This is a genomic window from Curtobacterium sp. MCBD17_026 (assembly GCF_003234895.2).
Classification (GTDB): domain Bacteria; phylum Actinomycetota; class Actinomycetes; order Actinomycetales; family Microbacteriaceae; genus Curtobacterium; species Curtobacterium flaccumfaciens.
The window spans coordinates 2235074-2248884 of the sequence record NZ_CP126281.1; the positions used below are offsets into that span (position 1 = coordinate 2235074).

General features: G+C 66.1%; 4 protein-coding genes and 3 rRNA genes. 1 reads left to right on the forward strand and 6 read right to left on the reverse strand.

Going from position 1 to position 13811, the window contains the following annotated elements; genetic code table 11:
• Positions 1–22 precede the first annotated feature (22 nt).
• Positions 23–2593 carry a glycoside hydrolase family 2 protein gene (locus DEI85_RS10520; RefSeq protein ID WP_111123878.1) on the forward strand — a complete coding sequence of 857 codons (2571 nt, stop codon included), beginning with the start codon at positions 23–25 and terminating at the stop codon, positions 2591–2593.
• Positions 2594–2861: 268 nt separating this feature from the next.
• Here the strand turns inward: DEI85_RS10520 and DEI85_RS10525 are convergent, their stop codons facing one another.
• The 6 genes from DEI85_RS10525 to DEI85_RS10550 form a co-directional block, all read right to left on the reverse strand.
• Positions 2862–5021 (reverse strand): alpha-galactosidase, encoded by a 2160-nt coding sequence (locus DEI85_RS10525; RefSeq protein ID WP_258370031.1) that lies wholly within the window; start codon positions 5019–5021, stop codon positions 2862–2864.
• Complete coding sequence (locus DEI85_RS10530) at positions 5018–7033, reverse strand: beta-galactosidase (RefSeq protein WP_111091021.1); 2016 nt, start codon at positions 7031–7033, stop codon at positions 5018–5020. The genes DEI85_RS10525 and DEI85_RS10530 overlap by 4 nt, the downstream gene beginning before the upstream one ends.
• A 105-nt stretch (positions 7034–7138) precedes the next feature.
• Positions 7139–8269 carry an ROK family transcriptional regulator gene (locus tag DEI85_RS10535; RefSeq protein WP_111123877.1) on the reverse strand — a complete coding sequence of 377 codons (1131 nt, stop codon included), beginning with the start codon at positions 8267–8269 and terminating at the stop codon, positions 7139–7141.
• A gap of 138 nt (positions 8270–8407) precedes the next feature.
• Positions 8408–8524 (reverse strand): 5S ribosomal RNA (gene rrf, locus DEI85_RS10540).
• 157 nt (positions 8525–8681) lie between these two features.
• Positions 8682–11809 (reverse strand): 23S ribosomal RNA (locus DEI85_RS10545).
• A gap of 431 nt (positions 11810–12240) precedes the next feature.
• Positions 12241–13762, reverse strand: a 16S ribosomal RNA gene (locus tag DEI85_RS10550).
• The 16S, 23S and 5S rRNA genes sit together here, the layout of an rRNA operon.
• Between the last annotated feature and the right edge of the window lie 49 nt (positions 13763–13811).

The following is a 13811-nucleotide window of genomic DNA, read 5'->3' on the forward strand; positions in this document are numbered from 1 at the left end:
CCCGTAACGATGAGGAGACGCAATGGAGCGGACCACCCTGGACGGCACGTGGACCCTCGAGGCGGTGACCGGGCCCGAGCAGTCGGCGGAGCACCGCGAACCGATCGCGGCGCAGGTCCCCGGCTGCGTGCACACCGACCTGCTGCGGGCCGGGCGGATCCCCGATCCGTTCGACGGCGACGGCGAGGCCGCCACCCAGTGGATCGGCGACACGGTCTGGCGCTACCGCCGCACCTTCGACTGGGCAGCGCCCGACGAGACCCGCCACGACCTCGTCGCCGAGGGCCTCGACACCCTCGCCACGATCGAGCTCAACGGCATCGTCGTCGCGACCACCGCCAACCAGCACCGCTCGTACCGGTTCCCCGTCGGGCACCTGCTCCGCCCGGGCACGAACGAGCTCGTCGTCACCTTCGACGCGCCCGTCCCCGCCGCCGAGCGCCTGTCCGCCCTGCACGGCGGCGAGCTCCCCCACGTCAACCACCACCCCTACAACGCGCTCCGCAAGAACGCGTCGAACTTCGGGTGGGACTGGGGCGTCGACGTCGCCACGAGCGGCATCTGGAAGTCGATCGGCATCGAGTCCTGGAGCGGCGTCCGCATCGCGGCCGTCCGCCCGCTCGTCGACCTCGACGGCACCACCGGTGTGCTGACGGCCCACGTCGACGTCGAGCACGCCGGCTCCACCGGCTCCTTCTCACAGGCGATCGGCAGCGCGCCCGTCGCGTCAGCAGACGGTTCCGCGGGCACCGGCCTGGAGGCCCGCATCACCCTGGCCCCGCACCCCGCGTCCGCAGGGCACCCGGGTTCCGACACCGAGCCTCCCGTCCGTCCCGTTGACACCCCGGACACCGCAGGCCGGGTGGTCGGCGTGCGCCCTGTCGTGGACGGCGCCGCGACCGTCCGCCTCGAGGTTCCCGACGTCGCCGTCTGGTGGCCCCGCGGCGAGGGCGACCAGCCGCTGTACGACGTCCGGGTCGACGTCGGCGACGACGTCTGGACCGGCCGCGTCGGTTTCCGCACGGTCACGCTCGACACCGCCGCCGACGCCGACGGCGCGCCGTTCCTGCTCCGCGTGAACGGCCGTCCGGTCATGGTGCGCGGGGCGAACTGGATCCCCGACCACGCCTACCTGACCGAGATGACACCCGCCCGGTACGCGGACCGGATCCAGGACGCGATCGACGCGAACATGAACCTGCTCCGCATCTGGGGCGGCGGGATCTACGAGTCCGACGACCTGTACGACCGGTGCGACGAGCTCGGCGTCCTGGTGTGGCAGGACTTCCTGTTCGCCTGTGCCGCCTACGCCGAGGAGCCCTGGCTCGCCGACGAGGTCGAGCCCGAGGTCCGCGAAGCCGTCACCCGCCTCAGCCCGCACCCCTCGCTCGTGGTGTGGAACGGCAACAACGAGAACCTCGTCGCCTACGCCGAGTGGGGCTGGCGGCCGTCGCTCGTCGGCCGGACCTGGGGCAACGGCTACTACCGTTCCCTGCTGCCGTCGGTCGTCGCCGAGCTCGACCCGACCCGGCCGTACACGCCGGGCAGCCCGTTCTCGTTCGACGAGTACCTGACGCCGAACGACCAGCGGAACGGCAGCGTGCACATCTGGGACGTCTGGAACCGCCTCGACTACCGCGCCTATGCCGACTGGGAGCCGCGGTTCGTGGCGGAGTTCGGGTTCCAGGGCCCGCCGGCGTGGTCGACCCTGACCGCGGTGGTGCACGACGAGCCCCTCGACCCGGACGGCCACGAGATGCTCGTGCACCAGAAGGCCGACCAGGGCAACCGGAAGCTCGCCGACGGCATGCGCGGCCACCTGCCCTCGCCGACGAACATCGAGGACTGGCACTTCGCCGCACAGCTCAACCAGGCGCACGCGATCCGCTTCGGCATGGAGTGGTTCCGCTCCCGCACGCCCGACAACACCGGCATGATCGTCTGGCAGCTCAACGACGACTGGCCCGTGGTGTCCTGGGCCCTCGTCGACCACGCCGGCATCCGGAAGCCCGTCTGGTACGCCGTCCGGCAGGCCTACCAGCCCGTGCTGCTCACCGTGCAGCCGTCGTCCGGGGGCGAGGGCGGTCTCGACGTCGTCCTCGTCAACGCGTCCGGGGCGTCGGTCGCCGACGAGGTCACCGTCTCCCGCGTCGCCTTCGACGGCACCGTGCTCGAGTCGTCGTCGTTCATGCTCGCCGCCGCCCCCGCCGACGCCGACCGGGTGCAGCTGCCGTCGTCGCTCGCGGTGCCCGGCGACCCCGGTGCCGAGGTCCTCGTCGTCACGGGAGCCGGCACCCGCACCGTGCACGACTTCGCCGAGGTCGTCGACCAGGCGCTCGAGCCCGCACCGCTGCAGACCGTCGTGACCCAGACGGCCGACGGCGCGACGGTGACCGTCACGGCGACGGCGTACGCACGCGACGTCTCGCTGTTCCCCGACCGCGTGGATGCGGCCGGTCGCGTCGACGAGGGCCTGGTGTCCCTGCTCCCCGGCGAGTCGGTGACCTTCACGGTGACGGGCGTGCCGGGCATCGCGACGGAGGCCCTCGTCCACCCGCTCGTCCTCCGCCACGCGGGTTCGCTCCTGCCCTGACCCGGTGCGGCGCCCTGACGGTTCCGGTTCACGATCCCCCGGGCGCGCGAACCGGAACCGTCACCCCCGCCCGATCTCCTCGCCCCCCATCCCGCGAGCGGGCGAAACACCCGGGTCAGCCACCGCCGTCACCCCGGCATTCCGCCCGCTCGCGCACCGCCCACCACCCACGACGAATGGGCGAAACACCCGGGTCACTCACCGCCGTCACCCCGGCATTCCGCCCGCTCGCCCACCGCCCGCTCACGCCGGACAGCAGCGGACCCGCTCAGTCGAGCGCGCGGAGCTCCAGCACGATCGCGGTCGCGGGTGCGAGCAGCGGGAGCCGTGCGCCGACGTCCTCGAACACGGCGCCGGTCAGTTCCAGGTGCCCGCGCACGAGCCACTCCGGCGGCACCATGTCGAGCCCGTGCGGCACAGCGAGCCCGGACACCGGAGCGAGCCGGTAGCGCCGCGACCGGTCGAGTCCACGGAACCGGAGCGGCACCGGCAACGACCTCGGCCCCGTCTCCGTCCGCGCTACCCGCACCAGCGCCCGCGACCGATCGGTGGCCACCACCGACGTCGCCACCGTCCCCGGGTCCCCGAGGTCCAGGTGCCGCACCCGCCCGGAGTGCAGCAGCCCGCGTTCCCGGCGGTACAGCGCTGTCCAGGCCCGGAGCCGGTCGAGCTCCTCGGGCGACAGCTTCGTGATGTCGGTCTCGATGCCGGCCGAGCCGAACAGCGACACCGCCATCCGGAAGTCCAGGTCGAGGTGCCGTCCAGTGGTGTGCGAGATCTCCGGCCCGACGTGCGAGCCGATCAGCTCGAGCGGCAGCAGCGCCTCGGTCCAGCGCTGGATCGGCAGTCGCTCGAAGGCGTCGTTCGAGTCCGACGGCCACACGCGGTCGGTGCGCTCGAGCACGCCGAGGTCGATCCGGGCACCGCCGCTCGCGCACGCCTCGATCTCGAGCCACGGGTGCCGCGCACGCAGCTCGTCCATCAACGCGTAGACGCCGCGGGTGTGCGCGTCGATGCCAGCTCGACCCGCGTGCACCGCGTGCACGATGTCGCGGTTCTGGTCCCACTTCACGAAGTCGACGTGGTGCTCACCGATCACACGGGACATGCTCTCGAGCACGTGGTGCCGGGCCAGCGGGTTCGCCATGTCGAGCACGTACTGGTTCCGCCACGTCCGCACGTCGTCCTCGGGGCGCTGCAGCATCCACTCGGGGTGCGCCGCGGCGAGCTCGGACACCGGGCTCACCATCTCGGGCTCGAACCACAGCCCGAACTCCATGCCAAGCGCACGCACCCGGTCGACGAGCGGCGCCAGCCCGTCCGGCCACACCGTCGGGTCGACCCGCCAGTCCCCCAGGGACGTCGAATCCGACCGCCGGCCGAGGAACCACCCGTCGTCGAGCACGAACCGCTCGACCCCGATGTCCGCCGCGGTCTCGGCCAATGCCACCAGGGGCTCGAGCTCCTGCCGGAAGTAGACGGCCTCCCACGTGTTCAGCACCACGGGCCGGGGCCGTCGCGGGTGCCCCGGGCGACTCCGCAGCGAATCGTGCAGGCGGTCGGACAGCCCGTCGATCCCGGTGTCGCTCCACACGAACACGGCGTCGGGGGCGGTGAACGACTCCCCCTCGACGAGTACGACCTCGCCCGCGCGCAGCAGTTCCCCGGCGCCGAGCAGCGGCCGCGCCTCGGCGAGCTGGTCGTACCGGTACACGGAGTCCGCGCTCCAGGCCAGGTGCACCGCCCACAGCTCGCCCTCGGCATCCGAGAACCCGGGCGTCCCGAGCACGAGCAACGTCGGCGAATCGTGGCCCGTGCGCCCGCGACGGCTCTCGCGTGCGTGGCTCCCGGCGGTCGCGGCCCGGCGCTGCGGTGTGCGCTCACGGGTCCACCGTCCGCCCAGGTCGAGCACCTCGGTGATCCGCTCCCCCACGGGCAGCGTCGCCTCGAGCGCCTGCAGGTGCACGGGCTCGGCGTGCGTGTTCGTCACCGTGTGCCGCACCCGCAGCACCCCCGCGGTGTCGAGCGCGAACTCGCTCCGGAGCGCCAACGGGTCCGACTCGGCGGTCACGACGATCCGCCGGTCATCCGCCAGGACGATCACGTCACGCCACCGCGGCACCAGCGGCATCCCGTCCACGTGCCCGGCGATCCCCGGCCGCCCCTCCCACCCGTCGCGCTCGGTCGGCAGCACCGTGAGCGGCCACCGCGCGTCGAGCGCACTCGGTCCGAGCGGCCGGCCGAGTGCAAGCAGCAGGTCGGCCGTGTCGTCCGGCGCGACGGGCCCGACGTCCCGACCCCAGTGCAGGACCTCGGGCAGGCCGTCCGCCGCGGATGCCAGCACCAGCGACACCCCGGCGGACCGCAGCACGTGCACGCGTCGATCGCCTGCACCGACGGCTGTCGACTCGCGCTCCACGACGGTCACGAGACCCGCTCCTCGCGCAGCACGCGGACGCGTCCGGCCGGCACGACGGTGTCCGGCCCGTGGCCGGACCCGTCGAGCAGGTCCGTCCCGGACGCGACGACCGTGACGTCGTCAGCACGGTGGTTGACGAGGAACAGGAAGGCGGAACCGTCGTCGCCGACGCGACGCACCGCCTCCAGGCCGGGAGGCCCGGTGACCGTCCGCAGGATCCCCCGCTGGGCGATCACCCCGTCCACGAGCCGTTGGATGCTGTCGTCCGCGAGCATCGCAGACACGTACCAGGCGCCGCCGCCGACGGCGCGGCGCGTGACGGCGGGCCGGCCCGCGAGCGGGCCGTCGGTGTACCGGAGCACGGACTCGGCGTCCTCGAGCACGACCGCTTCGGCCCAGTCGGTGACGACCTCACCGTCGTCGAGGGTCCAGCGCTCGTCGCGCTGCAGCGGGGTGAACTCCTCGCTCCAGGCGCCGAGCACCTGGCGGAACGCTCCCGGGTACCCGCCGGTGCGGATGCGCGCGGTCTCGTCGGCGACGCCGGACAGGTAGGTGACGATCAGAGTGGCGCCGCGGTCCAGCACGCCGGACAACCGCGCGGCGGTCGCGTCGTCGACGACGAGCATCGTCGGCACGACGACCACGTCGTAGCCGTCCAGGTCGGCGTCGGCGGGGACCACGTCGGTGAGCACCTGCCGGTCGTGGAACGCGCGGTGCCAGGCGCGGAGCTCCCGGCCGTAACGGAGACCCCGGTGCGGCTTGAGGCCCGACTGCACGGCCCACCCGGAGGCCTCGTCGACGACGATCGCGACCCGGGCCGGCTGGACTCGGGTGCCCTGCACGGGTGCGAGGTCCTGCAGCGCCCGGCCGAGGGCGAGCACCTCGCGCCAGATGCGCGTGCGGGTGCCGGCGTGCGGGAGCATCGCGGAGTGGAACTGCTCGGCGCCCGCGGTGGAGGCCCGCCACTGGAAGAACATCGCCCCGTCGGAACCGTGCGCCACGTGCGCCAGGGCGTTCCGGACGAGCTCCGCGGGTTCCTTGGCGCGGTTGCGCTGCTGCCAGCTCGGGCCACCCGTCGAGTGCTCCATGAGCAGCCAGGGACGGCGATCCGCCGACATCCCGCGCATCCGGTCACCGGCCAGCGCGAGGTCCTGCTCGCGGCGAGCGTCGTCGACGAGCGTGTAGTGGTCGTTCGCGACGATCGCCACGTGCTTCGCCCACCCGGCGTAGTCGACGACCTGTGAGCCGGCGCCCACCATGAAGTTCGTGGTGACCGGCACGTCCGAGTGCTGCTCGATGACGGCCTTCTCGGCGTCGTACTGGCGGAGCAGGGCGTCGGACGAGTACCGCTCGAAGTCGAGCGCGAGCCCGGGGTTCGGCGCGCCGCCGACACCGCGCGGCGGCGAGACCTCGTCGAACGAGGTGTAGGTGTGCCCCCAGAAGGCCGTGCCCCAGGCGTCGTTCGCGGCCTCAACGTCGCCGTACTTCGCGACGAGCCAGTGCCGGAAGTCCGCTGCCGACTCCTCGCAGTAGCACCGGCCGTTGCCGCCGCCGAGCTCGTTGCTCACATGCCAGAGTCGCACCGCCGGGTGTCGGCCGTACCGCTCGGCCAGCGCGTCGACCATGCGGAGCGCGTGCTCCCGGAACAGCTCGGAGGCCGGGCACCACCCGAGTCGCCCACCGGGTCGTTCCCGCCGCTCCGTGGCGTCCACGGGCAGGATCTCCGGGTGTGCGGTCAGCAGCCAGTTCGGCGGGGCGGCGGTCGGCGTCGCGAGGTCCACCGCGATGCCGTGCGCGTGCAGCAGCGCGAGCACGTCGTCGAGCCACTCCCACGTGAAGTCCCCCGGCGACCGCTCGAGCAGCGCCCACGAGAACACCCCGACGGTGACCAGGTTCACGCCGGCCTCTCGCATCAGGCGAACGTCCTCGAGCCAGGTCTCCCGGGGCCACTGCTCGGGGCTGTAGTCGCCGCCGAACGACAGGCCGTCGGTCGGCCACGGGACGGTGGGGGCAGCGGTCACGGCATCTCCTTCGATGGTGTGGACCGCTCAAGCCTTCCGCCTGCGTCCACGTTTGTCAACGTGCGTAACTAACGCGTCGACACCTCTGCCTGGCCCTGCAGCGGATCACTCCCCCAGCAGCCGGCGGATGGCGAGCACCGCCCCAGCGCGTGCCCACTCAGAGAACTCGAACGGCTGCACCTCCACCGTGACCGGCTCGGTGTACGGCGCCAGGGCGGCCCGCATCGACTCATCGACGGTCGCCCGCGCCAGGTCGTACACGGGCAGCCCATCCCCCGTCAGCACGATCGCTGCGGGGTCGGCGATGTGCACGGCGGTGGCGAGCAGGACCCCGAGGGCGCGGCCTGCATCCTCGAACGCAGCGAGGGCTCCCTCGTCGCCGTCCCGCGCGAGCTCGACCACCTGGTCGTACGTCTTCCCCTCGTGCCCGGCGTTCCGCACGATGACCGGGCTCGGCAGGTAGCTCGAGGCGCACCCGGCGTGCCCGAGCCCGCAGTCCGGCCCACCGCCGAGGACCGGCAGGTGCCCGATCCGTCCCAGGCGCCCGTGCTCCCCGGTCGAGACCTGCCCGTTCGCGATCAGCCCGAGGCCGATGCCCTCACCGACGGTCACCAGCACCATCGATCCACGACCCGCGCCGGCGCCGAACCAGTGCTCCTTCGCCGTCAACGCGTGGACGTCGTTCGCTGTGAACGTGGCGATGCCCGTCCGCTCCTCGAGCATCTGGGCGAAGGGCACCTCGTGCCACCCGAGGAACACCGACCCGGCGACCACCGACTCCCCCTCGCGGACGATGACGTCACCGGGCAGCGAGACGCCGATCGCGCAGATCGCGGGGTCGGCCACCAGGAGTCGCTCCAGAACGGCCGTGATCTGCTCCGCGAGCGGCTCGGCGGCGGTGTCGTTGATGCCTTCTTCGTGCAGGGCGAGGACCCGTCCGCCCAGGTCCGTGACCGCGGCGTACAGGCGGTCCTTCGTGAGCTTGACGCCGAGGAACTCCCACTGCCCACTGCTCACCTGCAGGAGCTCCGACGGGCGACCTGTAGCACCTCGCACGTCCGTCCCCACCTCGACCACGAGGCGCTGCGACACCAGGATGCGCATGGCCCGGGTGAGACTCGCCCGTGAGAGCCCGAGTGACCGAGCGATCTCGGCACGGGAGAGCACCCCGTGGATGAGGATCTCCCGCAGCGCCAATCGGGAGCCGTCGGGCAGGGCCGGCCAGGCTTCGGTCATCGTTCCTCCGTCGTCGGCTGATCCTACGGCCTGACCAGGCCCCGGCGACAAGGACCCAGAACGGGCCGGGAACGGGCCGGGAACGCAGAAAACCCCTGACCACGAATGGTCAGGGGTTCCCTGGTTCTTCTACGTTAAGTCCGGCGGCGTCCTACTCTCCCACAAGGTCCCCCTTGCAGTACCATCGGCGCTGAGAGGCTTAGCTTCCGGGTTCGGAATGTGACCGGGCGTTTCCCTCTCGCTATGACCACCGGAACACTCTCGACCAGATCATGCATTTGGTCTCAAAGCTGTCCCGACTGCTGCCCCCGTGAAGAGGGCAGAGCGGTGTATTCAGTTTCGATTCCCGATCGTCTGTCGGGAACCACAAAGTGGACGCGAGCCCGTGCAACACGTGCACGGAAATCAGTGTGTTATCAAGTCTTCGGCTTATTAGTACCGGTCAGCTCCACGGGTCGTTAGTCCCCGCTTCCACATCCGGCCTATCAACCCAGTAGTCTGCTGGGAGCCTCTCACACTCAAGGTGCATGGAAATCTCATCTCGAAGACGGCTTCCCGCTTAGATGCTTTCAGCGGTTATCCGGTCCGAACGTAGCTAATCAGCGGTGCCCTTGGCAGAACAACTGACACACCAGAGGTTCGTCCATCCCGGTCCTCTCGTACTAGGGATAGATCTTCTCAAATTTCCAACGCGCGCAGCGGATAGGGACCGAACTGTCTCACGACGTTCTAAACCCAGCTCGCGTACCGCTTTAATGGGCGAACAGCCCAACCCTTGGGACCTACTCCAGCCCCAGGATGCGACGAGCCGACATCGAGGTGCCAAACCATGCCGTCGATATGGACTCTTGGGCAAGATCAGCCTGTTATCCCCGAGGTACCTTTTATCCGTTGAGCGACAGCGCTTCCACAAGCCACTGCCGGATCACTAGTCCCGACTTTCGTCCCTGCTCGACCTGTCAGTCTCACAGTCAAGCTCCCTTGTGCACTTACACTCGCCACCTGATTGCCAACCAGGTTGAGGGAACCTTTGGGCGCCTCCGTTACTCTTTGGGAGGCAACCGCCCCAGTTAAACTACCCATCAGGCACTGTCCATGAACCCGATCAGGGTCCTACGTTAGACATCCAAAGTGACCAGAGTGGTATTTCAACAATGACTCCACGAACACTAGCGTGCCCGCTTCACAGTCTCCCACCTATCCTACACAAGCCACTCCGAACACCAATACCAAACTGTAGTAAAGGTCACGGGGTCTTTCCGTCCTGCTGCGCGTAACGAGCATCTTTACTCGTAGTGCAATTTCGCCGAGTTCGCGGTTGAGACAGCTGGGAAGTCGTTACGCCATTCGTGCAGGTCGGAACTTACCCGACAAGGAATTTCGCTACCTTAGGATGGTTATAGTTACCACCGCCGTTTACTGGGGCTTAAATTCAGAGCTTCGCCCAAAGGCTAACCCTTCCTCTTAACCTTCCAGCACCGGGCAGGCGTCAGTCCGTATACATCGTCTTGCGACTTCGCACGGACCTGTGTTTTTAGTAAACAGTCGCTTCCCACTGGTCTCTGCGGCCTTCAACGCTCACGGAGTAAATCCGGTCACGTGTCCGGCCCCCCTTCTCCCGAAGTTACGGGGGCATTTTGCCGAGTTCCTTAACCACGATTCTCTCGATCTCCTTGGTATTCTCTACCTGACCACCTGAGTCGGTTTCGGGTACGGGCGGCTGCAACCTCGCGTCGATGCTTTTCTCGGCAGCATAGGATCACTGATTTCCCCTTACGGGTACGCGTCGGATCTCAGGCACACAGACGACGGATTTGCCTATCGTCAGCCCTACATCCTTACACCAGGTTCACCTTACGGATACCATCGCCTGGCTCAGCTACCTTCCTGCGTCACACCTGTTCATACGCTAACCGCACCAGCATGGGGTCGAGCGTTAGACCGGCCACCATCACCCCGAAGGGATCCGGTTGTACCGGGTTAGGACTCTTAGCACCACTGGATTAGCTTGGGCGGTTGTTCGCCGGTACGGGAATATCAACCCGTTGTCCATCGACTACGCCTGTCGGCCTCGCCTTAGGTCCCGACTTACCCAGGGCGGATTAACCTGGCCCTGGAACCCTTGGTCTTTCGGAGGACGGGTTTCTCACCCGTCTTTCGCTACTCATGCCTGCATTCTCACTCGTGTAGCGTCCACGGCTGGATCACTCCGCCGCTTCACTCGCCACACGACGCTCTCCTACCACTCCGCACGACTGAACCACGAAGGCTTGTCTATAGTGCGAAATCTACAACTTCGGTGGTGTGCTTGAGCCCCGTTACATTGTCGGCGCGGAATCACTTGACCAGTGAGCTATTACGCACTCTTTCAAGGGTGGCTGCTTCTAAGCCAACCTCCTGGTTGTCTGTGCAACTCCACATCCTTTCCCACTTAGCACACGCTTAGGGACCTTAGTTGGTAGTCTGGGTTGTTTCCCTCTCGACGATGAAGCTTATCCCCCACCGTCTCACTGCTGCGCTCTCACTCACCGGCATTCGGAGTTTGGCTGACGTCAGTAACCTGTTGAGGCCCATCGGCCATCCAGTAGCTCTACCTCCGGCGAGAAACACGCAACGCTGCACCTAAATGCATTTCGGAGAGAACCAGCTATCACGAAGTTTGATTGGCCTTTCACCCCTATCCACAGCTCATCCCCTCCATTTTCAACTGAAGTGGGTTCGGTCCTCCACGACGTCTTACCGTCGCTTCAACCTGGCCATGGATAGATCACTTCGCTTCGGGTCTAGAACATGCGACTCAAACGCCCTATTCAGACTCGCTTTCGCTACGGCTGCCCCTCACGGGTTAACCTCGCCACATATCACTAACTCGCAGGCTCATTCTTCAAAAGGCACGCCGTCACCCCTACTAAGGAGGCTCCGACGGTTTGTAAGCAAACGGTTTCAGGTACTATTTCACTCCCCTCCCGGGGTACTTTTCACCTTTCCCTCACGGTACTTGTCCGCTATCGGTCATCTGGGAGTATTTAGGCTTATCAGGTGGTCCTGACAGATTCACACGGGATTTCTCGGGCCCCGTGCTACTTGGGATACACATCCGGCCATAACACCATTTCGTCTACGGGGCTGGCACCCACTACGGCCCGGCTTTCAAACCGGTTCGACTATGATGCGCTGTAACCGTCCCAGTCCGGCAGAACTGAGTGACGTGTCCCACAACCCCGACCATGCAACGCCCGCCGGCTATCACACATGATCGGTTTAGCCTCATCCGCTTTCGCTCGCCACTACTCACGGAATCACATGTTGTTTTCTCTTCCTGTGGGTACTGAGATGTTTCACTTCCCCACGTTCCCTCTACCCGCCCTATATATTCAGGCGGGAGTCACCAGGTCGCAAAACGCCTGGCGGGGTTTCCCCATTCGGAAATCCTCGGATCGAGGCTCGATTATCAGCTCCCCGAGGCTTATCGCAGATTTCTACGTCCTTCATCGGCTCCAGATGCCAAGGCATCCACCGTTTGCTCTTAGAAACTTGACCACAAAGATTAAAATTGCGATCCAACGTCACCACACCAACCCGAAGGCTGATCATGGATGACGCGAATCAAAGATGCTCGCGTCCACTGTGTAGTTCTCAACATACGATCGGCACCAGCACTCCCCCACCACAACGGTAGGTTCACCCTGGCCCGACGAAGGACCCGTAGGCCCAACCCCCACCAACACTCACGCGTCAGCAGGAAGCCTGGTCCCTCAGGACCCAACAACGTGCACCAGCCAGCAGCTCCACCTTCGACCCGTCCCAACCCTGCAAGCAGAGCGTACTGAGGTCGGAAGCATCACTCCCAACTGCACTGTCAATGTTCCACCCATGAGCTACCCGTCGGACACGTTCGGTCCGAATCAGGCGCCTGGACCAGCAACCAACCACCCATGATGGGCGACCAGCACTGACCAGATGCTCCTTAGAAAGGAGGTGATCCAGCCGCACCTTCCGGTACGGCTACCTTGTTACGACTTAGTCCTAATCACCGATCCCACCTTCGACGGCTCCTTCCACAAGGGTTAGGCCACCGGCTTCGGGTGTTACCGACTTTCATGACTTGACGGGCGGTGTGTACAAGGCCCGGGAACGTATTCACCGCAGCGTTGCTGATCTGCGATTACTAGCGACTCCGACTTCATGAGGTCGAGTTGCAGACCTCAATCCGAACTGAGACCGGCTTTTTGGGATTCGCTCCACCTTACGGTATCGCAGCCCTTTGTACCGGCCATTGTAGCATGCGTGAAGCCCAAGACATAAGGGGCATGATGATTTGACGTCATCCCCACCTTCCTCCGAGTTGACCCCGGCAGTCTCCTATGAGTCCCCGGCATAACCCGCTGGCAACATAGAACGAGGGTTGCGCTCGTTGCGGGACTTAACCCAACATCTCACGACACGAGCTGACGACAACCATGCACCACCTGTACACCGACCACAAGGGGGCGACCATCTCTGGCCGTTTCCGGTGTATGTCAAGCCTTGGTAAGGTTCTTCGCGTTGCATCGAATTAATCCGCATGCTCCGCCGCTTGTGCGGGCCCCCGTCAATTCCTTTGAGTTTTAGCCTTGCGGCCGTACTCCCCAGGCGGGGCGCTTAATGCGTTAGCTACGACACAGAAACCGTGGAAAGGTCCCTACATCTAGCGCCCAACGTTTACGGCATGGACTACCAGGGTATCTAATCCTGTTCGCTCCCCATGCTTTCGCTCCTCAGCGTCAGTTACGGCCCAGAGATCTGCCTTCGCCATCGGTGTTCCTCCTGATATCTGCGCATTCCACCGCTACACCAGGAATTCCAATCTCCCCTACCGCACTCTAGTCTGCCCGTACCCACTGCAAGCCCGAGGTTGAGCCTCGGGATTTCACAGCAGACGCGACAAACCGCCTACGAGCTCTTTACGCCCAATAATTCCGGACAACGCTTGCACCCTACGTATTACCGCGGCTGCTGGCACGTAGTTAGCCGGTGCTTTTTCTGCAGGTACCGTCACTTTCGCTTCTTCCCTACTAAAAGAGGTTTACAACCCGAAGGCCGTCATCCCTCACGCGGCGTTGCTGCATCAGGCTTTCGCCCATTGTGCAATATTCCCCACTGCTGCCTCCCGTAGGAGTCTGGGCCGTGTCTCAGTCCCAGTGTGGCCGGTCACCCTCTCAGGCCGGCTACCCGTCGTCGCCTTGGTGAGCCATTACCTCACCAACAAGCTGATAGGCCGCGAGTCCATCCCCAACCAAAAAATCTTTCCACCACCAGACCATGCGGCCAGTGATCATATCCAGTATTAGACGTCGTTTCCAACGCTTATCCCAGAGTCAGGGGCAGGTTACTCACGTGTTACTCACCCGTTCGCCACTAATCCACCCAGCAAGCTGGGCATCATCGTTCGACTTGCATGTGTTAAGCACGCCGCCAGCGTTCGTCCTGAGCCAGGATCAAACTCTCCGTAAAAAAATACAGACCCAACACCCGAAGGCATCAGACCGAGTTGATTCTGACT